Genomic DNA, 23,284 nt, shown 5'->3' with positions numbered 1-23,284 from the left:
TTATAACATTCATAAAGCATTGAGATCAAAACCAGCTGACGTATTGCCAGTCAGGTGAGAAGCCGGTGCTTCTGCTTGCAATCCCTATGTTTTGCATACTTGAATACTATACACCATTGTTTACAGCATTGTCAACACTTTTGAAAATAGAAGTTTATAAACCTCAACCTTGCATTAAATTATACCTGCTTGCTCTGAACTTCCTCAAGCCGGACCACCCGCGTATGCTTTGTGTGGCTCCACTGCTTGTTGTTCTGCGTGAAGAACGCGTAGAACGTGATCGGATACCACGACAGCAGATAAACCGGGAAGGCCAATAGATACAGATATACCTTCTTGAACTTCACCTTCTCCAGCGCCATGGCCAGAAGGAAGGTCAGAATATTCGCTCCGATCGCCAGATAGCTCAGCCAGATCGGCAGATGACCATAAATATTAGCAATGTTCGGACCATCGAACAGTGCGGTGTCTACCCACATAACCGCAGTCATCAGAAACGTCAGCAGGACAATGTAGACGTTGGCTCCATACAGGGCCAGGTCAAACTTGGTTAAACTGCGTTCCTTGATACTCTGCCACAGCAGCGGGAAGAAATAGCGGCGGGCCACCGTAAAGTGTCCCTGCATCCAGCGCAGGCGCTGTCTCGAGGAAGCCTTGAAGGTCAGCGGCTTCTCATCGAATACCTTGGCATCATAGTTAAACTTCGGATAGACGCCCTTGGAGGCACTGCGCATCGTGAATTCCAAGTCCTCTACCAGACTGGTAGCGCCCCAGCCCATTTCTTTCAGCAGGGCTGTCTCAAAGCACATTCCGGTGCCGCCGAGGAAATTCGCCATCTGCAGATTGTGACGCGAAAGCTGCCACAGGCGGTTGATGTACCAGTAGGATACACCGTAGGCTGCAGTGATCCAGGAATCCTCCGGATTCTTGGTGTCAATGTACCCCTGAATGACCTTGGCACCTGAACAGAGATCATTATTCATCTCCATCAGGAATTCCGTGTGCGCCAGATTATCAGCGTCGAACATGACTACAGCGTCATACTGCCGCGGCATGGCCCACAGTTCCTTCAGCATCCATTCAATGGCATAGCCCTTGCCCCGCAGATTGTTATTCGTGCGGACACAGGCGTTCATACCGTGCTCCCTTACGATCTTGGCCGTCCCGTCGGTGCAGTTGTCACAGATGACAAATACATCGTACAGATCCCGGGGATAATTAAGCTGCTTCAAATTTTCCATCAGCGCGCCGACCACTTCTTCCTCATTGTGCGCGGCTACCAGAACTGCAAAAGACTTTTCCGGTGTAAAATGTTCCTTTCTCTTCTTCCTGTGCAGTCCGAACAGCGAAAACGTGAACTGATAGACTGCAATTGCTGCCAAGATCACTTGGAGCGTAACAAACAGAGCGTCTGCCATGATCTTTTGATGCCCCCTTTTTCATTGTTGATATGCCATTCTTTTCTGTCTATGGCATGTTAAACGATGTTGCTGACCCTTTTGTTGCATCCCTTACAATAGACAAGCGCTTACCCTTTTCCGCGGCCAGGCGTTCATTTATTTATATCCCGTTTAAAAGATGTTATAGGGTTTTCCGGTGTGACGGATTCCTCATTTTCTCTGTTACCTTTTAAACGCGTCCGGTCCGCTTGAATCATTGTACGGTGTCAGGGGTTCTCAAGTCAAAACTGACAATTTCCGCGCTTCACCAGAGCTTTTCCTTGAAATGGACTACCTATAAAACGTATGATAAAGTCAGCTTCGGGGTATACATTCGTAATTGGCAGCAGAAGTGCCAACTATCCTCAGCCGGACTATCGGAGGGACAAGATATGAGACATTTATTCATGAAATTACTACTCTGGGAGCGCCGCCTTTTCCAATGGATCAACGGCCGCCTGCATAACCCTTTTCTGAACTTCTGGCTCTTCTATCTTACCCATCTGGGCGGCGCAACAAGCGCTATCGGTATCAATGTGCTCATCTGGGCCTTTGCTCCCCAGCCGCTTCGGACGACAGGCCTTCAGGCCCTCACTGCACTGGCGGTCAGCCATCTGCCCGTTGCAATCGCCAAAAAGCTGTACCCGCGCATGCGGCCTTATCTGGCGCTGCCGGGCACCAATACGTTCCACAATCCGCTTAAGGATCATTCTTTTCCTTCAGGCCATACTACAGCTATCTTTGCCTCTACGGTTCCTTATATGGCGGCTTATCCGGCCCTTACCGTTGTTCTGCTGCCGCTGGCGTGCATTGTCGGCTTCTCGCGGATTTATCTCGGGCTGCACTATCCGTCCGATGTAATGGCAGGTGCAGTGATCGGCGGCGGCGTTGCCGCAGGCACAGTTGCTCTGTGGTTCTGAAGCCCGCCCCCGGCAAAACCATTTGGGAACAGGTGAATCAAACATTGCGCAAAAAAAGAGTATTGTTGCTGTCGGAAGGTTTTGGCGCAGGACATACGCAGGCAGCTTACGCGCTGTCTAGCAGCCTGCGCAAGCTATCGCCCCATATTCAAACCAGGGTACTGGAGCTGGGGAATTTTCTGAACCCCAAAATGGCTCCGCTAATTGTATCGGCTTACCGCAAGACAGTGACCTCACAGCCACGGCTGATGGGGTATGTGTACCGTCACCAAAAATCATTTAACCGTCTTACCACACTTGCCCTGCACCGCATATTTTATACACATACCCAGAATATTGTGAGACAGCTGAAGCCCGATATCATCATCTGCACGCACTTTATCCCGAGCGCTGTTGTCTCCCGCCTGAAACGGCTGAACCCGGGCTTCAAGGCGCCGCTGGTCACGGTTATCACCGATTACGACGCCCATGCCAGCTGGATCAGTCCGGAGGTGGACCGTTATCTGGTCTCAACCCCTGAGGTCAAAGCCAAACTGCGCCGGCGCAGCGTTCCCTCCGCCAGAATCCAGGTAACCGGCATGCCGGTGCACCCGAGCTTCTGGGAGCATCCCGGACGGCAGGAGATTCTGGAGCAGTTCAGCCTCCAGGACCTGCCGACTGTCCTGGTCATGGGCGGCGGCTGGGGCATGATGAACGACGGCGTGGTCAACGAGGCGCTGGCCGGCTGGCGGGAGAAGGTGCAGATTGTCTTTTGCCTCGGCAGAAACGAGAAGCTGCTGAATGACATGAAGGCTGATCCCGCATACCGGCATCCGAACATTTCACTGCTTGGCTTCACCCGCGACGTCGACAAGCTGATGGAAATTTCTGACCTGCTGGTTACCAAGCCGGGCGGTATGACCTGCAGCGAAGGCCTGGCCAAGGGCATTCCCATGCTTTTCCACAACCCGCTGCCGGGACAGGAGGAGGAGAACGTCCGTTACTTTACCTCAGCCGGCCTCGGTGAAGCGATCTCCTCCCTGGAGGTCGTAGACAAATGGATGGAGCGGCTGCTCTACCACTACGATGATGTGCAGGCCAAACGGAAAAGCCATCTTGAGGCTATAGCTAAATTCCATCCGCTGCAAAGCGCCCAGAGCATTATTGATATGCTGGATTAAGACAGACCAGAACAAGGGAACAGCCTCCCCCTACACACTTACAGGTATCAAAAAAGGCAGTTACGGAGAAATCCGTAACTGCCTTTTTGTTGTTGCCGTCTAATGGATGCCGTAACCGCTGTTACAGCCGGTATTTATCCAGGCGGGTTGCCTGATAGCGCGCCAGCGCTTCTGCACCGACAATCGCCTCACAGCGGTGAATGTTTACGCCGCGGTTATAGAACTTTGTCTCATATTCCGTCATGACATGCTCTTCGTTGATAACGCCCTCTGTATGCAGGTCCAGCGAAATATTTTTCATCTGCAGGCCGAAATCGGCAAAAGCATTCAATGAGAACTCGAACAGGCTGCGCGAATCCGTCTTCAGATGAATTTCACCGAGCGGGCTAAGCAGGCCGCGGTATTTGTCGAGGAAGCGCGGGTGGGTCAGGCGCCGGCGGGCATGCTTGCTTTTTGGCCAGGGATCACTAAAGTTCAGATAAATCCGCTCCAGCTCACCCGGTGCAAACACTTCCTCGGCATAGTCGATGTTCGCCAGTGCCACCTTCAGGTTCGGCGGGGTCTCATGTCCCGCCGGCTCCCATACCAGTCTCGCCTTTTCCGCCGCACGGCGGATCAGCTCATCATACATATCAACGCCGATAAAATTGATACCGGGATATTTAAAGCTCATCTGGCTTATAAACTGCCCTTTGCCCATCCCGAATTCCACATGAATCGGGTTGTCGTTGCCGAACACTTCCGACCAGCGTCCCTTAAGGCTGCGTGGATCGAGAACTACCAGGTCTGTCTGTTCTTCCAGGCTTTCACGTATTCCTTTTCTTCCGCGTAAACGCATAGTATTCCTCCGCTTATTCTCTTATACATTACTGCTACTTGAAACATTGTGCCGAACTTGTCCGCAAAAGTAAAGAGATTTACCCTAAAACAGCAAAAAGGAATTCTCCGGAGGGCAGGAAGACGCCGCGGGAGAATCCCTTTTCAGTTACTCGTTGTATTTGGAATTGGGGTCCATTTTCAACAGTTCATAGTCTACCTTGCCGGCGAATCAAAATCAAATTTCTTCTCAAAAGCATTTCTGATCTTGCGCTGTGCTTCGGTCTTGATCTTATGATTTCCGTTAAATTCAACGCCGGTAAGCGCCAGGGCCTCATCGGGGGTCAGCTGTACATCAATCGAACCTTTTCCTTCAGCATAAGCTGTTTGAGAATTCATCGTGATCACCTCTTAGGTTTAGTATGGGCGGGACAACACGAAAGTATGAATTCAAGATTGGAGTTTTTCAGCTACTGTAATCGGTTTATTTACAATTTAAATATAACATATGGTGTAAGCATTAACAAGTAAAATAGCGGGTTTTCCCTGCCTATTTTTCACCTTTTTTCCGGGTGCCAATGTTACGCTTGACGCTGAATTTTGTTACAATAGACGGGTTAGAAAGAAATGGCTGTACTTCTTTAAACAGATCATACGCCTGTACGATACAAATATAAGGATTATGCCGGCCTGGCAGATAGTGTCCGGCTCTCAAAATAAACGTTCTTATATTTAGGGAAGGAGCTTTACCGTGAGTCTTTTACAGACCTCCACTCCGCTGATGTGGGGAGATAAACGGTTCCATACATGGAACTACGAAATGCGCGGAACTATGGATACCAAAGTGTTCAAGGTTATGCTTGACGCCGGCTTCACCTGTCCGAACCGTGACGGCTCAATTGCCAAAGGAGGCTGCACCTTCTGCAGCGCCAGAGGCTCCGGTGATTTCGCCGGCAGCCGCCGCGACGATCTCGTTACCCAGTTCAATAAGGTGCGCGACCGCCAGCATCTGAAGTGGCCGAACGCCAAATATATCGGCTATTTCCAGGCCTACACCAATACGTATGCTCCGGTAGAGGAGCTGCGGGAATACTATGAGGTTATTTTGCAGCAGCCTGGCGTAGTGGGATTATCCATTGCCACACGGCCTGACTGCCTGCCGGATGATGTTATCGAATACCTGGCGGAGCTGAACCAGCGGACTTACCTGTGGATTGAGATGGGCCTGCAGACGATTCATAATTCCACTTCCGATCTGATTAACCGCGCGCATGATTCCCAGTGCTATGTCGACGCTGTCGCCAAGCTGCGTGCCCACGGCATCCGGGTCTGCACCCATATCATTCACGGGCTGCCTCAGGAAACCCATGAAATGATGCTGGAGACCGTATCGGCCGTAGCTGCGATGGACGTGCAGGGGATCAAGATCCACCTGCTCCATCTTATGCGCAAAACCCCGATGGTCAAGCAGTACGAAGCCGGCCTGCTGCGGTTCATGGAGCAGGACGAGTACGTCAAGCTGATCGTTGACTCATTGGAGCTGCTGCCGCCGGAGATGATTGTCCATCGCCTTACGGGGGATGCACCGCGCGAAGCCCTGATCGGGCCGCTCTGGAGCCTGAAGAAGTGGGAAGTGCTGAATGCAATCGATGCCGAGCTGGTTGCACGCGACAGCTGGCAGGGTAAGTACTGGAGGAAGAGCTGATGGGCTTCCTGTCCGTGCTCAGCTTTGCCCACAAATTAACGGCGGAGCGCCTGGCTTCCGGCGGACTGGCTATTGACGCCACCGTGGGCACCGGTGCGGATACGCTGTTTCTCGCGAGATGCGCGGGGCTGCGCGGCGGGGTGTACGGGTTTGACATCCAGCCTGCGGCGCTTGCGCTTGCGGAGGAGCGCCTGCGGCTGGCCCGGGAGGAAGCGCCGGCTGCGCTTGCTCCCGTAACGCTGCTTGCGCGCAGCCACGCAGCGATGGTTGAAGCCGTGCCGACGCAGTGGCACGGAAAGGTCTCGGCGGTGATGTTCAATCTCGGCTATCTGCCGGCAGGCGATGCCGATAAGACCATCATCACCGAGACCGCGAGCACGCTGGCTGCGCTGGATGCCGCCCTGACGCTGCTGCGTCCGGGCGGCATCATTACAGCCGTGCTCTACCCCGGCCACGACGGCGGCGACCGCGAAGCCGCCGCTGTGGAGGCCTGGGCCGCGGGCCTGCCCCAGCGCCTTGCGCAGAGCATCATTTACCGCCAGCTGCAGCGTGCGGCCGCCCCGTATGTCATTGCAGTTGAGAAGAAAAAAGGAGCTGAAATCCAGGATGGCAGTAAGCAAAATGGAGCACATCGGCATTAAGGTAGCACAGCTCGAGCAGTCCCTTGCATTTTACCAGGAAGTAATCGGCCTCTCCCTGCAGGATATTATCGGTAAGCCTGGCGACGGTTTGCGCCTCGCCTTCCTGAGCTTTCCGGGCCAGGCCAGTGTAGAGATCGAGCTGATCGAACGGGTATGGACCGGGCTGCCGGACGAAGGCAAGGTCAGCCATGTCGCCTTTACCGTCACCGGCATTGAGTCTGAGCACAGCCGGATTGCCGCGCTGCAGCTGTCCGGACTAACGGATATCAACACGCTGGGGAACGGCAGCCGCTATTTCTTTTTTGACGGGCCGGATGGAGAGAAGCTGGAGTTCTTTGAGTCCACACGCAGTAAATAGACACGTAAAAACCAAACGGAGAGGAAGTTACTGTAATGACAAAACCATATCCACTCAAGTTTCAGCCGGAGTTTAAAGAACGCGTGTGGGGCGGCCGTGCCCTGGAGAAATTTGGCCTCGAGCTGCCGGAAGGCCATATCGGGGAAGGCTGGATGATCGCTGACCATCCGAACGGTGTTTCCTCGGTTATTAACGGCGAATTGGCCGGACAAGGCCTCGATCAGATCCGCGAACAATTCGGCAAGGAATGGTTCGGCAGCAAAGGCATTACAGAAGACGGCACCCGTTTTCCGCTGCTGATCAAGCTGCTTGACTGCAACGACAACTTGTCAGTACAGGTACACCCTACTGATGATTACGAAGGATTGCCGAAGGGCGAACTGGGCAAAACAGAAATGTGGTATGTGCTCGATGCCAATCCCGGTGCCAAAATCATCTACGGCCTGAAGGAAAATGTCACCCGCGAGAGCCTGAAGGCTGCGCTGGAAAACGGCACCGTAATGGATACCATGCAGGAAATCACGGTTTCCGCAGGAGATGCTTTTTACATTCCTGCCGGTACTGTACATGCCCTTTGTGCGGGAGTCGTTGTAGCCGAGATCCAGCAGAACTCAGATACTACATACCGCATTTACGACTACGACCGCCCGGGCCTTGACGGCAAGCCGCGTGAGCTGCATATTGAGGACTCGCTGAATGTTACCGCCTATGCGGGCGCTGGCGCCACTTCTATGAAAACAGACAGTGCCGTAGCCGGAGAATGGCTGCAGATTGCCTCCTCCCCTTACTTTATCGTTGAAAAAGGGATTGTAAACGGCGAATGGAATCTCGCTACAACCCCGGATAGCTTCACCATTCTGGTCATCTGCGAAGGCAGCGGCCATCTCACTTGGGAAGGCGGCTCCCAGCCTTATGCCGCAGGGGAATGCTACCTGCTGCCGTCTACGCTCGGCGCCTATGGTATTGAAGGACATTCCACTGTACTGCGCTCTTATTTGCCATAGTACAGGCACATGTGTGAATAGACTATAGGATTGAGGCACAGGCGTATAATTTCGAAGCAGTTTTGTACGGAGTAATCTCACAGTAGAGTCGCTCCCAAAACTAAGCGTATGCTTTCGAAGCAGTTTTGTACGGAGTAATCTCACAGTAGAGTCGCTCCCAAAACTTTCAGGAGGACATCCAATGAGGGAAAACAGCTTTACGATGACCGATCCCTTGGGGGTAAATATCCACGTCTATGTGTGGCTGCCTGAACCGGCGGCTCCGGTCCGGGGTGTTGTGCAGATTGCCCACGGCATGTGCGAGACGGCTGCCCGTTATACACGCTTTGCCTCGGCCCTGACGGCCGCCGGATATGCCGTTTACGCTAATGACCACCGCGGTCACGGTAAAACGGCGGGTAAGGTCAATCTGCTCGGTGACACTGGTGAGAACGGCTTCTACTGGATGCGGCGTGATCTGGTACAGCTTGCGAACATCGCCCGCTCCCGGCATGAGGGCTTGCCGGTCTTCCTGTTTGCCCATAGCATGGGCTCCTTTCTGGCCCAGAAGCTGATGTGCGAGGAAGACAGCGATATCTATGCCGGTTACATTCTCAGCGGCACCAACGGGCCGCGCACCATGCTGAAGGCCGGAGAATCGCTCGCAGCGCTGCAGCTGAAGCTCCAGGGTGAGCGTCACCGTAGCGTGCTGCTGAACGGCATCGTATTCGGAGCCTACAACCGCTCCTTCTCGCCGATCCGGACCGCTTTTGACTGGCTGAGCAGCGATCCGCAGGAAGTGGACCGCTATATCGCCGACCCGTTCTGCGGGGCGATCTGCACCACCCGCTTCTTCCGCGATTTCTTCCGGCTCCTTCGAGACATCCACTGTCAGGAGACGCTGCTCAAGCTGTGCAAGGATAAACCGGTCTATCTGTTCTCCGGTGCCAAAGATCCGGTTGGCATGAACGGCCAGGGTGTGCTGCGCCTGGCCGCACTTTACAAAGAGCAAGGCCTCGGCGATGTGGAATACCGCCTGTACCCGGAAGGGCGTCATGAAATGCTGAACGAGGTCAACCACGAGGAAGTCACCGCAGACGTGCTGGATTGGCTGGTGCGCCACCTTCCGGCAGAGTCTCTTCTGCTTCAGCCGGCGGCGAATTGAATGCTCTGGAGTGTATAACACAAAGAAGCCGTCCCTGTGCCACGTTGTGGCTGCAGGGACGGCTTCTTTGTATGTGTAAAACCGTTATGCTACTTGTTCTGTTGCGTTACGTCCATCAGTCGCTCATCTGCCAGTAACATCTGATTTTCATCAGTCACAACGCCCTCGCCAGCAGGTTAGAAGTAAAAAAACAGCGGACATTCCTCTACTCTAACGGACCCAGACGCCGTTATTTGCTGATTTTCGACCCACTTCCGGCCCTAACGGACTCAGATGCACCTATTCATGCTGATTAGCGCCAAACCGCGGAGTTTCGCCTGTGATAAGGTCTCCTCAGTCCGTTACAGCTCCAAATCTCCCTATAGCGGGCAAATAAAGGCTGCCCGGTCCGTTAGCCGTCTGCCTGCTATAAGAAAACCACTAACTCAAAGGCAAAGCATAATACTGCGCACGCTGGCTCTCATCCTGCTGATACAGCACGATCAGCAGGGTACTTCCGCCGACGTCTTCCGGTGCAGCTTCAGCTACTGCAACAGCTGCAGCTGGCACGTTCTCCACCATAAGATCAGCATCTGCACCTTCACTGCCAGCGGTTTCTCCTGCGGTAACCAGCAAAACCTCTGGAGCAGCATCCGCCCGCAGCCCGCTGATAGAATCCAGCACAGGCGCGAGCCGGAACGGAAGCACCTCAAGCACCATGAACTTCTGCAGCTCACGTTCAGTGTAGCCAGCTTCCGCCAGAACTGCGGAGACGCGCTCTGGATGAGCAACGATTTCTTTCATGTGGCGCGCCCACTCCGGCTTCTCCAGTGCATTGTCCCACCAGATTTTGCGCGGCTTGTACTTGTGCCCCAGGAAGTAATCGAGCTTCATCAGCCCGGTGATGATCTCCATCGAAGGGGTATCCCTATCGGTCAGGAACGCATGCAGCCGGGTAAACAGATCCTCCAGCTGATGGCCGATCTTCTGCCAGCCCCGCTCCTCCCAGTAATCGCCGAACGCCTGGAAGAAATCAAACGGGGACTCAAACACATGACGGATCAGATACTTGACCGTATGATCCAGCCGGTGGCTGTTCCAGTATTTCTCCAGCACATCCTCCAGCCGCTTCAGCCGGATGATATCAGCGAAGGACATCACATGCGAGCTAAGAATCTCATATGGCGCATGCTCCATGTAGGTATACTCGTATTTGGCAGCCTGGGCACGCAGCCCGGTGCCGCGCAGCATTTTGAGGAAGCCCAGCTGCAGCTCCTCGGGCTCCATAGCGAATACGTCATTAAACGTTTTGCGGAAAGTTGCGTAATCCTCCTGCGGCAGGCCGGCGATCAGATCCAGATGCTGGTCGATGTTGCCGCTGGCTTTGATTTTCATCACGGTACGGGACAGCTTGGTAAAATTCTGGCGGCGCTTGACCAGCTCATTGGTCTCATCATTGGTCGACTGCACACCGATTTCGAAGCGGAAAATCCCTGGCGGCGCATTCTCGGACAGAAAATCCAGCACCTCCGGCCGCATAATGTCCGCCGTAATCTCGAACTGGAACACACAGCCCTGGTGGTTGTCGATCAGGAACTGGAACATCTCCATCGCATAGCTGCGGTTGATATTGAATGTCCGGTCGAGGAACTTGATAACCTTTGCCCCGTTGTTGATCAGATAGAGCAGATCCGATTTCACCCGCTCAATATCATAATAGCGCACGCCGACTTCAATACTCGATAAGCAGAACTGGCAGTTGAACGGACAGCCCCGGCTGGTCTCAAAATAAACGATCCGTTTGCTGAGATCCGGCAGATCATCGGCGAACCGGTGCGGTGTCGGCAGGGTGTTGAGATCGCTTTTGGGACGCGGAGGGTTGACGATCAGCTCCTCGCCTTTGCGGTAAGCAGCCCCGTATACAAAGTGGAACTTGCGCTCATCCCGCAGCTCCTGCAGCAGATGATGGAACGTCTCTTCCCCGTCTCCGTTTACCACAAAATCCACGCCGGGCTCGCGCTTCATCCAATAGAGCGGCTCATACGACACTTCAGGGCCGCCCAGTACAATCTGGACCTCCGGCAGCACCTGCTTGAGAATGCTGACCAGCTTGATCGTTTCTTCAATGTTCCATATATAACAGGAAAAGCCGATAACATCGGGCTTCTTCTGGAATAGATCGGACACGATATTCATCGCAGGATCCTTGATGGTATATTCAGCCAGCATAATATCCGGGAATTCATGCTCACTGTACGCCTTAAGCAGACGGATGGCCAGCGAGGTATGGATATATTTGGCGTTTAATGTCGCCAGGACGATTCTCATGCCTTATAACCTTCTTTACATTTCATTTTGAAAAAACTCCAGAAACGGCTGGCCGTATTTCCGGTACTTCACTTCACCGACACCCTTCACTCTCAGCATTTCCGCTTCCGTCTGCGGACAAACCACACTCATCTCGCGCAAGGTCGCATCATTAAAAATAATATAAGAAGGCACATGCTCCCGCCCCGCCAGATCGCGGCGGATCAGGCGCAGCTGCTCAAACACCGTCTCATTGACCGCAGACGGCGAATGGTCGTAGCCCCGGCTGCGGCTGCGCCCCGAGCCGGCACCGCCGGTAACCAGCGGCCGGGCCACCCGCTGCTGCACCTGGCGCTGGCCGCGCAGCACCTCGGCTGCCAGCGGCTGCAGCCGCACTACCGGATACTGGCCCTCTGAAAGGGCCAGATACCCCTCCGAGATCAACACATTGATGCTCTCGGTAATTTCCTTCTCCGTGCGGCTCGACATCGCGCCATGGGTCGGCAGCTGCTCGAAGCCGTACTGCAGCACCTTCTGGTTGCGCGAGCCCTTCAGCACCGAGGCGACCAGCGCCACTCCGAAGCGCTCCCGCATCCGGTGGATGCAGGAGAATATCTTCTGCGCATCCACGGTCATATCGACCAGCTCGCGCTCATCTGTGCAGTTGCTGCAGATCCCGCAGAGCTTGTCTTCATCGTCTTCACCGAAATAAGCAAGCTGCGCGCTGCGCAGGCAGCGGGTTGTATAGCAGTAATCGATCATCTGCTGCAGCTTGCGGTATTCATTGGCTTTGCGCTCAGGGTCCTGCGGGTTCTGCTCGATCAGGAACTTCTGGGTCATAATGTCCTGCGCGCTGAACAGCAGGATACACTCGCTCGGCTCCCCGTCCCGGCCGGCGCGTCCGGCCTCCTGGACATAAGCCTCCATATTCTTCGGCATATTGTAGTGGATTACATAACGCACGTTGGATTTGTCGATCCCCATCCCGAACGCATTGGTCGCCACCATGACGCGGATATCGTCATACAGGAACCCTTCCTGGCTGTCCGCCCGCTCCTGGTCGCTCATGCCGGCATGGTAGCGCCCGGAGGCGATCCCTGACGCCTGCAGCCGCTGGTAGAGATCATCGACCTCTTTGCGGGTCGCGGCATACACGATACCCGGCTGGTGCGAATGACTGGCGGTATAGTCAAGCACGTACTCGCGCTTGTTCTCTCCGCGCAGCACTGACATCGCCAGGTTGTCCCGGCCGAGTCCGGTCATGAACACGCCCGGCTGGCGCAGGCGGAGCAGCCGAACCATGTCCTCCATGACCTCCGGCGTTGCCGTAGCGGTAAAAGCGGCCAGGATCGGCCGCTGCGGCAGCTCCTCAACAAACGGCGCCACCGCCAGATAGCTGGTACGGAAGTCGTGACCCCACTGCGATACGCAGTGGGCTTCATCTACAGCTACGCAGGAAATAGAAAGGCCCGCCATTTCCAGGCGGAACCAGTCCAGCTCCAGCCGTTCAGGTGCAACGTAGAGCAGCTTCAGCTCGCCCCGGCGTGCGGCGCGGATCCGCTCGTTCACTTCCTTGCCGCTTAGGGTGCTGTTAATATAGGCTGCCGGAATTCCGGCCGTAGTCAGGGCGTCCACCTGATCCTTCATCAATGAGATCAGCGGTGAGATGACCAGGGTCAGACCCGGCATCAGCAGCGCCGGAACCTGGTAACAGATCGATTTCCCCCCGCCGGTCGGCATGATGCCCAGGGTGTCACCGCCCTCCAGCAGGTGCTGCACGATTTTTTTCTGGCCTTCCCGGAAGTCGGGATAGCCGTAATATTTCTGCAGTTCAGCCTGCGCCTGCTCCATAGTAGGTGCTTGCATGTTCATCGCTATCATAACTCCTAAAAGTATTGTGGGAATGGACTGTGGTATATCGCTTCTTAGCAGAAAAAGCTTCTCTTCCGGAAGCATCAGCTTGAGTCATTCTCTCTTTAGTTTACCGGGCAAAAGGACAATGAGCAACCGCAGAAAGGACAAAAAAACTTCTGTTTCTGCAGGCCGGCAACATATCCTTCCGCCCCGTCTTACATAAAACGGGCTGCAGCAAGCAAAACTTTATAGTGATCTTCCATACAGCCCTTCCAAAGGAGGCGGAAACGCTGCAAAGCTGGAATGAAAAATATGAATCCTATTTAAAAAAGAAGCAGCCCGGCTCCCCGCAGGCTCCCGGAGCAGGCAGCCTGAGCCGCAGCCTGGCAGATAATCTTCAGCAGTTGCAGGCTGTGCTGGGTGCTAACGGTGATCTTGTGATACGCGATTTTCTGTTGTTCGGAAGGCATGAGGCTGCAATAGTCTTTTTATCGTCACTCGTAAATGAGGAGCAAATCCGGGAGCATATCCTGAAACCGCTGCTGCCCGGCCCGGAGAACTCTCCTGGTGTTCCTGAGGACCCTGATCACCTTATCCATTATATTTGGGCAAAAGCAGTGCAGGTGACGCAGGGCAATACAGAGCAGAAGCTTGATCACCTGCCGCCTGCCATCGTCAAAGGCAGTCTTGCCCTCCTGATAAACGGCGTAACCGAATCACTCCTGCTGGATATACGGCAGGTAGACCTGCGCGGTGTAGACCAGCCGCAGACCGAGCAGGTTATCCGCGGGCCGCGGGAAGGCTATGTAGAAAAGCTGGAGAACAATCTGGCCCTGCTCCGCTACCGGCTGCAGAGCACAGACCTGCGGATCGAGATCAGTCCGCTTGGCAGACGCACCCAGTCGCGGGTCGCTTTATGTTACCTGGACAGCATCGCCGATCCGCAGCTAGTAGCTGAAGCCATGCGCAGAATCTCCATTATCGATACCGACGGCATTATTGATGCCGGATATATCGAGCAGTTCATTGAAGACCAGCCCCTCTCCCCTTTCCCGCAGGTGCAGAACACGGAACGCCCTGACAAGACCGTTGCCGCACTGATGGAAGGAAGAGTAGCTCTCCTTGTAGACGGTTCGCCGTTTGCGCTGATTGTGCCGGCCCTGTTCAACCAGTTTTTCCAGACGGTTGACGACTACACCGAGCGGTTTATCATGGGCAGCCTGATCCGGATCATCCGGCTGATCGCCTTGGCCAGCTCGCTGTTTTTCCCGGCGCTCTATGTCTCTGTCATTTCCTTCAACCCGGAGCTGATGCCCACTGACTTCGCTGTCGCTATTTCCGGGGGCCGGGCAGGCGTTCCTTTTCCCGCCGTACTGGAGGTACTGATTATGGAGGTATCGATGGAGGTGCTGCGCGAAGCCACCATCCGGCTGCCGCAGATGATCGGCGGGGCCTTGTCCATTGTCGGCGTGCTCGTCATTGGACAGGCTGCGGTAGAAGCCGGGCTGGCCAGCCCGATTACGGTGGTGATCGTGGCGCTGACGACCATCGGCTCGTTCGCCACCCCGGCTTATAATGCTGCGATTGCTCTGCGGATGCTGAGGTTTCCGCTGATTCTTTTGGCCGGCATGTTCGGGCTGTACGGCGTTATGATCGGCACCATTGTTATCTTTAACCATCTGCTGTTCCTGGAATCCTTCGGTGTGCCGTATATGTCCCCGTTTATTCCCGGCAAATGGCGCGACTGGAAGGACACACTGGTGCGGGTGCCGCTATGGTGGATGCGCCGGCGTCCCAGCTTTTTGCATACAACGGACAGCACAAGGCTCCCGGAAGCTGTTCCCGGCGTATATGAAGACCAGATTCTCCAGCAGGGAGGTGAAACGGATGACCCCTACCCGTCAGATCACAACGCTGCGGGCCGCAGCCGTAATAGGTAGCACGATTATCGGTGTGGGCATACTCAGCTTTCCGCGTTATATGGCTGCTGCCGGGGGGAGCAGTGCTCCCTTAGTGGCTTTTAGCGGGGTCGTTATTTCCATCGTCTGCTTCTGGCCGCTGGCTGCCTTATGCCGCCGGTTTCCCCGGGAATCCCTGTTTGTTTTCAGCCGCCGCCTGATCGGGAAACCGCTCTCGTTCATATTCGCCTTACTGATCCTGCTGATCTTCGTCCTGCTGACAGGACTGACCGCGCGCCAGTTTGGGGATGTAGCTACCACCGTTCTTTTTAAAAAAACACCTATTGAAGCTACAGTATTCCTCATGCTGCTGCTCTGCCAGCTCTCCTCCAGAAGAAATATCGTTAAGTTTACGTATATTCATTTCTTCTACCTGCCGCTGATTATTGCGCCGGTTCTGCTTATAACGCTGATTTCAATGCGCAATATGGACCTGCTGAATCTGCAGCCTATACTGGTGATGCCCTCTGCGGCTTTTTGGAAAGGGGCGGTAAAAGCCAGCTTCCTGTTCCAGAGCTCTTTTATCATTGTGCTGCTGGTTCCCCTGATGCAAAAGCCTAAGCAGGCTGTACGGGCCGGCATTCTTGCCATAGCGGTTTCCGGGATTATCTATCTGCTGATTGTCGTGGCCGCCATCGGGCTGTTCGGGTCGGAAGAAACAAAGCTGCTGATCTACCCCACACTGGAGTCTGCCCGTTCCGCTGCGGTAGGCGAAGGTTTTCTGGAACGGCTGGACGCTATTTTCATTGTGCTGTGGGTCATTTCCGTCTACACCACCCTTTACAGCACCTACTATCTGGCCTCCTGTCTGCTGCAGCATGTGTTTGCTTTCCGGGATCAGCGGATGAGCTCTACCCTGATCCTTCCGCTTACATTTATAGTTGCTTCCCTTCCGGCGAACGTATTTAAAACCTATACCTGGTCTCTGGCTTTAGGCCTTGCCTCAATGATCATTCTGGCTGTATATCTGTGCCTGCTCTGGAGCATGTACCTGCTCCGCCGTCCCGGAAAGCGTGGTGCTGCCTGATGAAAAGGGTCCGAAAATTCAGTTCGGCTATAGCGGCATTGGCAATCCTCACCCTGTTCCTGACAGGCTGCTGGGACGAGGTGGAGATTGAGGACCGCGCGCTCGTTCTCGGGCTGTCGATCGATACGGCTTCGCCTGAAGAAATGGCTACAGAAGAGCAGGTAACCCATCTGGACAATGTGAAGCTGCCCGGGCATGCCATCAGCGTTACAGCACAGATTGCCGTTCCGGGAAGGGTGCCTCTGGGTCCGGGAAGCGGCAGCTCAAGCGACGGCGCCAAGGCCAGTCCGGTGTGGGTGGTTACTGTGACGGGCCACACGCTGGATGATGCGATGAACAATCTGCAGCAGCAGATTGCCGATCCGCGCTATCTCGTCCACCTGCGGGTTATTGTAATCAGCGAGGCTATCGCCCGGGGCAATATGGATGAGCTGAATGACTACCTGCGGCGCAATCCCGAAATCCGGCGCAGAACCTGGCTGCTTGTCTCCGAGGGAAGAGCCTCACGTTTCATGGATGTAGATCCGCCTTTACAGCGGGTACCTACCCTATACATTTTATCTATGATGGAAAAAGCGGTTGCCTCAGGCAAATTCCCCCGTGATTATCTCGGCCGGTTCTGGTCAGCCGAATCCAAATGGGGACAAAGCGCATATCTGCCTTACGTCGCCCTCCGCGATAAAGAAAACATCTTAATCGAGGGGCTGGCCTATTTCAGCGGCAACCGGATGATCAACACAACGAAGCCGCTGGAGATCGGCGCATTCATGGCGATCCAGGGCATGGACCCGGGCGGCTACTCCACCCTGTTCACGACCAGGGAGCTTGGTACGGTGGTTATCAAAATCAACCGGCGGTTCACCAAGACAACCAGTTCGATCCGGGACGGCAAGCCTTATTTTAAATATGAGCTCTATTTCGAAGGAGACCTGGATGAGCACTTTGACAGTGAAAAGCCGATCAGCACCTCTGCCGCCCTGCAGCAAATTGAGCAGGAATTCAATACACAGATCCGCGGAGTCGTCAGCGGTGTGATTAAGCAGACTCAGCTGGATCACTCCGATATTTTCGGGATGGGCGAGCTGATCCGGGCCCGGCATCCTGGCTACTGGAAGCAGCATATTCACGGTAAAAAGGACTGGGAAGAGCTGTACAGCAGCGTAGGTGTGGACGTCTCGCTTCATATGCATCTGCAGAGGGTAGGACTGAAGGACAGATAAATCTGATTTTGGTAAAGGAGGAGATCTGTATGATCCGTTTGCTCGCCTGCACCGCTATGGTGCTGCTGTTCTCGGCGCTGGTGCTGCTGTCTGTAGACCGGAATATTTACAGAACCAGCGGCTGGGTACGGGAACGTAAATATGCGGCTGTTATAGGCTGGGTCTGCACAGGAGCGGCGGGGGCAATTTTTGCCGGACTGCTGATTTATCTGTAGCGCTTCTTCCTAAGCCCGGCGGCGGTTCCATAGTATTTCTTCAGCGGCCGTGGTATATTGAGGAGTACTCTATTACAGGACGGAGAATGTGCACATGAATACAAGAAGAAATCCTAATGAGGCGTCCAGACGGGGCGCTAAACCTGCTGCTTCCTCCCAGGCCAAATCCCAGAACAAACCGGGTGCAAGAACCCGTTCCAATAAACCGGGCGGCAAGCCCGGCCAGACAGCAAAAGCAAAGACTGCCCCTCCGGTCAAAAGCTATACTGTAAAGGAGCCGGCCGAGCTTCTGCCGTTTCTGCTGGAGACCCTGGCCGGACGCGGACGCAATTCCGTCAAGTCCCTGCTCTCCCGCGGACAAGTATCTGTGGACGGCAAAGCGGTGACGAAGCATAACTATGCGCTGCAGCCGGGCCAGACCGTAGCTATCGATCTGGAGAAGCAGGTGCAGGCCAAGGAAATGGCCGGACTGACTATCGTCCATGAGGATGATGACCTGATTGTCATCCAGAAGGATGCCGGACTGCTGTCGATCGCCACCGGCGATGAAAATGAACAGACCGCGTACCGCCAGCTGATGGAGCATGTGCGCCTCGGCAATCCGCGTAACCGTATCTTTGTGGTGCACCGGCTGGACCGCGACACCTCCGGCGTTATGATGTTCGCCAAAAGCGAAGCGGTGCAGCAAAAGATGCAGATCAATTGGAAAGACATGGTCAAGGAGCGTTCCTACGTGGCGCTTGTGGAAGGAGCCGTCAAAAAAGCCGAAGGCACCATCAGCTCCTGGCTGAAGGAAACCTCCACGCTCAAAATGTACTCCAGCCCGCATGAAGGCGACGGCCTGCATGCTGTAACGCATTATAAGCTGATCCAGGCGAACCGCCACTTCTCCCTGCTGGAAGTGCGGCTTGAGACCGGACGCAAAAACCAGATCCGCGTCCACATGGCCGACATCGGCCATCCAATCGCCGGGGACAAGAAATACGGCGCTGAAACCAAGGCTGTCGGCCGGCTCGGCCTGCATGCCCGCGTGCTCTCCTTCGTCCACCCGACGACCGGTGACCTGCTGACCTTCGAGAGCCCGATTCCGAAGACGTTCCTGAAGTACACCGCGCCTGCACCGGCGAACTAATAAGCAGATAGTTGCACTTTGTGCAGCCATATTGCCTGTTTTATAGTGGTTGTACAGAATAACTGCACTTTGTGCAGTTATTTTTGCATTTTACCCGAAATATCGTGAAATTAGCGAATATAGTTGTACAAACTGCAGTTATTCTCTCATTTACTCGATAATACGCCGAAATAAGTGTACAAAGTGCAGCTATCTGCTTAAGCCAGTTAAGGCGATCCATTAATCAGATTGCTAATTTATAAAAGGGTGTGTCCGGCAGCATTAACTGCCGGGACACACCCTTTACTTATCACCGCCCGGTCACACAATGACATCCGTATTTCCCAGCTGAGCTGCCCGGCAATTTCCAGGCCCGCCGCCCGGAACATTTCCGCTCTCATTTGCGTCATGATACAATAAACAGAAAAACGTAAGAAGGTGCCTGCTTGTTCCACCCTACTGTTTTTGACAATATCAAAATTGCCTTTGAAAACCAGCTGTACGACTACGATAATCTGGACGGTATCCTGATGATTACGGGCCGCACCGACCTGCTTGATCTGGCCGTAATGTCCAGGGAATTCACGCTTGCCTTCAAGCTGACCGGCGGATTCAAGGTAACCTCCGAGGTTGTTCTCCTCTCCTCCGTGAAGGAGCTCAGCGATGAAATCCTGGAGACCCCGGACAGCAATCCCGGCTGCAGCCTGCTGCTTCGCTTTTATATGGAAGTAACCGATACAGCGCGGCAGTGCCCGGCAATTGAACGCATTCTGACCGGCGTTTGGGGGCCTGAATTGAAGCCTGAGCAATCCCTCAGCTTCTGCTATGGTGCAGTCAAAGGTATTTACAACAACTGTATCCAGCTCTCGTTCAAGCGGCAGATCACCGAGGAGCAAATGGAAGACATTCCGGACCTGCTGGCCCATCTGCTGCAGAGTGCGGAAGAGCTGGAGAAGGTATAAACTGATAATGGGGTGAACGGGCTATGAGATTTTTGCCAACCGCCAAAAGCCAAACCTGGTTCCGCTGGATGGCCGTTTACGGCCTCCTGTTCTGGGCAGTCCTGCTATTGTACCGCTTTGCCGTGCTTGCCGAACCTTTTGATCTGATGATTACTCTCCGGTTTGGCCTGCTTGCACTGGTGGTGTCCGGGTTGTTCAATCTGCTCGGCTGGCTCGGGGGCCGGCTGGTGTGGTGCCTGTCTACAGCCGGTCTGATTACCGGACTTATTCTGATGTTCAGCTACACATATAGAGATATGTCCGGCTGGGAGGATCTGGCGGGCTTTCTCACTTTCGTAATGTACACGCTGGGCGGTTTTGCGCTGGGGCTCGTCGCTGAAGGAATCTATTACCTGGTTAAGCGCAGGCGTCAGGACTGAGACAGTCCTTTAACGTATCCGGATTTGCTATTGTATCAGAGGATTCCCAAAATGAGGTGACCCTATGTCCACTTCCCTTCTGACTAAAAAAGCGCTGGCCGGCTCCTTGAAGCAGCTGATGGAGCATACTCCGCTGAACAAAATCACCGTAAGACATCTGGTGGAGGATTGCGGCTTGAACCGCCAGACCTTTTATTATCATTTTCAGGATATTTTCGAGCTGCTCGGCTGGATTTACCAGACAGAGGCGGTTGAGAGCATTGCCCGGTACCGCAGCTACAGCACTTGGACGGACGGCTTTTACAGGATCTTTTGCTATATCGAAAATAATAAAGCCTTCTGCTGCAACACACTGGATTCACTTGGCAGAAGTCATCTGGATACCTATCTGTATGAGGTAACCAATGATCTCGTGATGGGCGTGATTCAGGAACTTTCAGCAGGTATGGAGGTCAGCAGCAAGGACAAGGCGTTTATCGCCAATTTTTACACTCTGGCCTTTACAGGACTCATTATTCAATGGATGCGCAGCGGAATGAAGGAGCAGCCGAAGCACATTATTGAACAGCTCAGCGCGATGATCGAAGGCAATTTTACCAAAGCGCTGCATAAATACGAGAAAAAGCTGACGTGACCCTGCGGCGCGCAGCTTTTTTTCGTACAATCCGTTATCTCTCCCACAGCTCAACCAGCCGGCCGTCAGGGTCTAGAATCCAGATAAAGGTTCCGTATTCACCGGACTGCTTGTCCTTTGTAAGGGGTACACCAAGGCGTTCAAGCTGCGCGATCATTTCGTTCAGATCATCCACTTCAAAGTTCAGCATTACCTGCTGATTTGCCGGAAAATAAGGGTCGTCCCCGGAAAAAAATGAAAAAACCGTCTCATTTCCCGCCTGCGGTCTGATCACCGTCCCGTTCCACTCTCCGATATCCAGCTGCAGCACTTCACTGTACCATTTTTTTACCGCCTCCAGATTGTTAGTTCTCCAGAATACTCCGCCAAAACCCTTAATCATCCTATCCAGCTCCTGTCTGTCAGCAAAATTTGCGCCTGTCCGGCTCCCCTAGCTATTCGACGCTCAGATAAAAGTTCCTTTTCTGGTATTATTGTCAAAAAACTAGACACTTTAAGCCAAATGACCAAAATCATTACACTCCGGCGGTTTTGATTATACCTTCTATTCCGCGCTTGGATTACATTAGGGGCAGTAAGAGAAGGACACATCATATTAACAACCCTATGGAGGCGACTTTTGTGGCAAAAGAGTACGGTAACCGGCAGGTTTATTTTGTAGGCGGCGGCATTGCATCCCTTGCGGGTGCGGCTTATCTCGTCAGGGACTGTGATTTTCCGGGAGCAAACATTCATATTATTGAAGAAATGCATATCCTCGGCGGCAGCAATGACGGTGCAGGCGATGTAGAGCAAGGTTATGTGATCCGCGGCGGACGGATGCTTAACGATGAAGCGTATGAGAATCTGTGGGAGCTGCTAAGCACCATTCCTTCCATTGACCATCCGGGACAATCGGTACGCGAGGAAATTATCGCCTTCGATAAGGCTAATCCCACTCATTCCAATGCGCGGCTAATTGACCGGAATGGCGAGGTCCAGGATGTGCTGTCGATGGGCTTCGATATGGCCGACCGGCTGGCGCTGGGCAAGCTGATCATTACACCGGAGGAAGCGATGGGCAAGGCGCGGATTAATGACTGGTTTGGGCCGCATTTTTTTGAGACAAATTTCTGGTACATGTGGGCGACCACCTTCGCCTTCCAGCCTTGGCACAGCGCAGTTGAGTTCAAACGGTACATGCTCCGCTTCATGCATGAGTTTCCGCGGATTCAGACACTGGAGGGGGTAACGCGCACTCCGTATAACCAGTATGATTCCATCATTCTGCCTCTGCAAAAGTATCTGGAGCCGCTCGGTGTGGACTTCTCACTGAAATGTACCGTAACCGACCTGCAGTTTAAGGAAGGCGACGGCATTACGGTTACGCAAATGAATGTGTTGCGCCAGGGTATGGCGGATATAATTGAGGTAAAAGAGGGCGATCTCGTCATTGTCACGAACGGCTCGATGACCGAAAGCGCCAGTCTTGGCTCGATGACCTCCGCTCCTGAGCTAAACGGCAAGGGCAGCTCCTGGAAGCTGTGGGAGAACATCGCCGCCAAAAAGCCCGGACTCGGCAATCCCTCCCCGTTCGCAGACTATGTGGACGAATCGAAATGGGAATCCTTTACCGTCACCTTTCAGGATTCCGTCTTCTTTGACCTGATGGAGCGGTTCACCCGCAACCGGGCCGGCACAGGCGCGCTTGTCACCTTCAAGGATTCAAGCTGGTTCATGTCGGTGGTGCTGGCCTTCCAGCCGCATTTCCGCAATCAGCCTGAGCATGTTAAGGTATTCTGGGGCTACGGACTGTATCCGGACAAGGTCGGTGATTTCGTCAACAAAAGAATGTGCGACTGTACCGGGGAAGAGATTATGCAGGAGCTGATCGGCCATCTGCATTTTGAGGCGCACCGGGACGGGATCATGGCCACTGCCAACTGTATCCCGTGCATGATGCCGTACATTACGTCCCAGTTTATGCCGCGGCTTGGCACCGACCGGCCGCAGGTTGTGCCGGCAGGCTCGACCAACCTGGCGTTCATCAGCCAGTTCTGTGAAATCCCGGACGACGTCGTGTTCACCGAAGAATACTCCGTGCGCGCCGCACGTATCGCTGTCTATACCCTCATGGGTGTAGGCCGCCCGGTTGAGCCGATAAACCAGTATCAATATGATGTGCGGACACTGCTTTCGGGACTTGTGACTTCGTTTAGGTAGCGGGGGTTTACTGCACATATTAACCGCGAAAAACCGCCAGATCTCCACTTGCCGGAGATCTGGCGGTTTTGTGTATGCTATGCGGCGGCTATGCGTGCCTTATTGCTCCAGTTGGACTGGCTGCGCCCCGGTTGGTTGCAGTTGGTTGTGCTCCGGTTGGTCCGGTAAGCTTTAGTTTGTCTGGTTGTGTTTCGGTTTACCCGGTACGC

22 protein-coding genes and 1 other annotated feature (1 of these 23 only partly in view) are annotated in these 23,284 nt (G+C 54.0%); of the genes, 16 read left to right on the top strand and 6 right to left on the bottom strand.

Features of this window, described 5'->3' with window-relative positions; all coding sequences use genetic code 11:
• Positions 1-83, bottom strand: a sequence feature (ribosomal protein L20 leader region) (it extends 61 nt beyond the left edge of the window).
• Positions 84-179: 96 nt separating this feature from the next.
• Entirely contained in the window at positions 180-1,418 is a 1,239-nt protein-coding gene (locus NST84_RS06270; RefSeq protein ID WP_342564763.1) for a glycosyltransferase family 2 protein, read from the bottom strand.
• A 413-nt stretch (positions 1,419-1,831) separates the two neighbouring features.
• On the opposite strand from NST84_RS06270, the gene NST84_RS06265 reads away from it, so the two are divergent.
• Together NST84_RS06265 and NST84_RS06260 are read left to right on the top strand one after the other, a co-directional pair.
• Complete coding sequence (locus NST84_RS06265; protein ID WP_342564762.1) at positions 1,832-2,359, top strand: phosphatase PAP2 family protein; 528 nt, start codon at positions 1,832-1,834, stop codon at positions 2,357-2,359.
• A 44-nt stretch (positions 2,360-2,403) separates the two neighbouring features.
• Positions 2,404-3,519 (top strand): glycosyltransferase, encoded by a 1,116-nt coding sequence (locus NST84_RS06260; protein WP_342564761.1) that lies wholly within the window; start codon positions 2,404-2,406, stop codon positions 3,517-3,519.
• Between the two features lie 121 nt (positions 3,520-3,640).
• Here NST84_RS06260 and trmB read toward each other — a convergent pair whose 3' ends face one another.
• The gene (trmB, locus tag NST84_RS06255) at positions 3,641-4,357 is read right to left on the bottom strand and encodes a tRNA (guanosine(46)-N7)-methyltransferase TrmB (RefSeq protein ID WP_342564760.1); all 717 of its coding nucleotides are present in this window, start codon (positions 4,355-4,357) and stop codon (positions 3,641-3,643) included.
• Between the two features lie 194 nt (positions 4,358-4,551).
• Positions 4,552-4,734 carry a hypothetical protein gene (locus NST84_RS06250; RefSeq protein ID WP_039870595.1) on the bottom strand — a complete coding sequence of 61 codons (183 nt, stop codon included), beginning with the start codon at positions 4,732-4,734 and terminating at the stop codon, positions 4,552-4,554.
• 382 nt (positions 4,735-5,116) lie between these two features.
• Between NST84_RS06250 and NST84_RS06245 the strand changes: the two genes are divergently transcribed.
• The 5 genes from NST84_RS06245 (at position 5,117) to NST84_RS06225 (ending at position 9,187) form a co-directional block, all read left to right on the top strand.
• Positions 5,117-6,040 carry a TIGR01212 family radical SAM protein gene (locus tag NST84_RS06245; RefSeq protein WP_342566361.1) on the top strand — a complete coding sequence of 308 codons (924 nt, stop codon included), beginning with the start codon at positions 5,117-5,119 and terminating at the stop codon, positions 6,038-6,040.
• Entirely contained in the window at positions 6,040-6,681 is a 642-nt protein-coding gene (locus NST84_RS06240) for a class I SAM-dependent methyltransferase (protein WP_342564759.1), read from the top strand. Before NST84_RS06245 ends, NST84_RS06240 begins: the two co-directional genes overlap by 1 nt.
• Positions 6,647-7,039: a VOC family protein gene (locus tag NST84_RS06235; protein WP_342564758.1), complete on the top strand. Its 393-nt coding sequence runs from the start codon at positions 6,647-6,649 to the stop codon at positions 7,037-7,039. The genes NST84_RS06240 and NST84_RS06235 overlap by 35 nt, the downstream gene beginning before the upstream one ends.
• 35 nt (positions 7,040-7,074) lie before the next feature.
• The gene (locus NST84_RS06230) at positions 7,075-8,043 is read left to right on the top strand and encodes a type I phosphomannose isomerase catalytic subunit (protein ID WP_342564757.1); all 969 of its coding nucleotides are present in this window, start codon (positions 7,075-7,077) and stop codon (positions 8,041-8,043) included.
• 181 nt (positions 8,044-8,224) lie between these two features.
• Positions 8,225-9,187, top strand: coding sequence for an alpha/beta hydrolase (locus NST84_RS06225; protein ID WP_342564756.1), 963 nt, complete (start codon positions 8,225-8,227; stop codon positions 9,185-9,187).
• A 420-nt stretch (positions 9,188-9,607) separates the two neighbouring features.
• Here the strand turns inward: NST84_RS06225 and NST84_RS06220 are convergent, their stop codons facing one another.
• Together NST84_RS06220 and recQ are read right to left on the bottom strand one after the other, a co-directional pair.
• Positions 9,608-11,494: a B12-binding domain-containing radical SAM protein gene (locus NST84_RS06220; protein WP_342564755.1), complete on the bottom strand. Its 1,887-nt coding sequence runs from the start codon at positions 11,492-11,494 to the stop codon at positions 9,608-9,610.
• A 15-nt stretch (positions 11,495-11,509) separates the two neighbouring features.
• Positions 11,510-13,345, bottom strand: coding sequence for a DNA helicase RecQ (gene recQ / locus NST84_RS06215; protein ID WP_342564754.1), 1,836 nt, complete (start codon positions 13,343-13,345; stop codon positions 11,510-11,512).
• 233 nt (positions 13,346-13,578) lie between these two features.
• Here recQ and NST84_RS06210 point away from each other — a divergent pair, with 233 nt between their 5' ends.
• From NST84_RS06210 to dhaS, 8 genes are all read left to right on the top strand, one after another.
• Positions 13,579-15,267, top strand: coding sequence for a spore germination protein (locus NST84_RS06210; protein ID WP_342564753.1), 1,689 nt, complete (start codon positions 13,579-13,581; stop codon positions 15,265-15,267).
• The gene (locus tag NST84_RS06205) at positions 15,215-16,312 is read left to right on the top strand and encodes a GerAB/ArcD/ProY family transporter (RefSeq protein WP_342564752.1); all 1,098 of its coding nucleotides are present in this window, start codon (positions 15,215-15,217) and stop codon (positions 16,310-16,312) included. The genes NST84_RS06210 and NST84_RS06205 overlap by 53 nt, the downstream gene beginning before the upstream one ends.
• Complete coding sequence (locus tag NST84_RS06200; protein ID WP_342564751.1) at positions 16,312-17,532, top strand: Ger(x)C family spore germination protein; 1,221 nt, start codon at positions 16,312-16,314, stop codon at positions 17,530-17,532. The genes NST84_RS06205 and NST84_RS06200 overlap by 1 nt, the downstream gene beginning before the upstream one ends.
• A 29-nt stretch (positions 17,533-17,561) precedes the next feature.
• Entirely contained in the window at positions 17,562-17,747 is a 186-nt protein-coding gene (locus NST84_RS06195; protein WP_342564750.1) for a CLC_0170 family protein, read from the top strand.
• A 94-nt stretch (positions 17,748-17,841) separates the two neighbouring features.
• Positions 17,842-18,879, top strand: coding sequence for an RluA family pseudouridine synthase (locus NST84_RS06190; RefSeq protein ID WP_342564749.1), 1,038 nt, complete (start codon positions 17,842-17,844; stop codon positions 18,877-18,879).
• A 425-nt stretch (positions 18,880-19,304) separates the two neighbouring features.
• On the top strand, positions 19,305-19,820 hold the full coding sequence (locus NST84_RS06185; RefSeq protein ID WP_342564748.1) for a hypothetical protein: 516 nt from the start codon (positions 19,305-19,307) through the stop codon (positions 19,818-19,820).
• A gap of 23 nt (positions 19,821-19,843) precedes the next feature.
• Positions 19,844-20,239 (top strand): hypothetical protein, encoded by a 396-nt coding sequence (locus NST84_RS06180; RefSeq protein ID WP_342564747.1) that lies wholly within the window; start codon positions 19,844-19,846, stop codon positions 20,237-20,239.
• 64 nt (positions 20,240-20,303) lie between these two features.
• Positions 20,304-20,873 (top strand): dihydroxyacetone kinase transcriptional activator DhaS, encoded by a 570-nt coding sequence (dhaS, locus tag NST84_RS06175; RefSeq protein ID WP_342564746.1) that lies wholly within the window; start codon positions 20,304-20,306, stop codon positions 20,871-20,873.
• 34 nt (positions 20,874-20,907) lie between these two features.
• Here the strand turns inward: dhaS and NST84_RS06170 are convergent, their stop codons facing one another.
• Positions 20,908-21,255, bottom strand: a complete 348-nt coding sequence (locus tag NST84_RS06170; RefSeq protein ID WP_342564745.1) for a VOC family protein — start codon at positions 21,253-21,255, stop codon at positions 20,908-20,910.
• 239 nt (positions 21,256-21,494) lie between these two features.
• Here NST84_RS06170 and NST84_RS06165 point away from each other — a divergent pair, with 239 nt between their 5' ends.
• Entirely contained in the window at positions 21,495-23,075 is a 1,581-nt protein-coding gene (locus NST84_RS06165) for an oleate hydratase (protein ID WP_342564744.1), read from the top strand.
• Positions 23,076-23,284: the final 209 nt, after the last annotated feature.

This window comes from Paenibacillus sp. FSL R7-0345, from assembly GCF_038595055.1.
GTDB lineage: Bacteria > Bacillota > Bacilli > Paenibacillales > Paenibacillaceae > Paenibacillus_AQ.
The sequence above is the reverse complement of the archived record's forward strand: the minus strand, read 5'-3'. Positions and strand labels throughout refer to the sequence as shown.